The 609-nt window shown below is 69.3% G+C and carries 1 protein-coding gene; it reads right to left on the reverse strand.

Features of this window, described 5'->3' with window-relative positions:
• Nucleotides 1-526 (reverse strand): acyl carrier protein (locus IO30_RS46570; protein WP_209439909.1); only part of this gene is annotated, 526 nt, incomplete at its 3' end.
• Between the last annotated feature and the right edge of the window lie 83 nt (nt 527-609).

Below are 609 nucleotides of genomic sequence, written 5' to 3' on the forward strand. Positions count from 1 at the left end.
GCTCGGCCTCGCCGATCTCGTCGAGGAGGAGGCGTGCGATGGCCGCCGGGGTCGGGTGGTCGAAGACCAGCGTCGTCGGCAGCCGCAGACCCGTCGCCTGCGTCAGCCGGTTGCGCAGCTCCACCGCACCCAACGAGTCGATACCCAACTCACGGAACGCACGCTCCGGATCCACCGCCGACACCGACGCATGACCCAGAACAGCCGCCACCTGAGCAACCACCAACTCCAGGACCACCGGCTCCCGCTCACCCGAAGCCACACCCGCCAGCCGCTGCACCAACGAACCACCACCGGCACCCGACTGACGCACCTGAGCCCGCACCAGACCACGGAACAACGCCGGCAACAACCCCGCCCGCGCCTGCGCCCGCAACACACCCAGATCCAGCAACACCGGCACCAACAGCGCCTCATCCACCTGCCGCGCCTGATCGAACAACTCCAGACCCAGCCCCGTCGGCAACGCCAACGTACCCATCCGCTCCAGACGCGCAATCTCGGCCTCACCGAGCTCACCCGCCATACCACCAGCCGTCGCCCACAGACCCCAGGCCAGCGAACTCCCCGCCAGACCCTCCGCCCGACGGGACGCAGCCAACGCATCCA

This window comes from Streptomyces xanthophaeus (assembly GCF_000725805.1).
Classification (GTDB): Bacteria; Actinomycetota; Actinomycetes; order Streptomycetales; family Streptomycetaceae; genus Streptomyces; species Streptomyces xanthophaeus.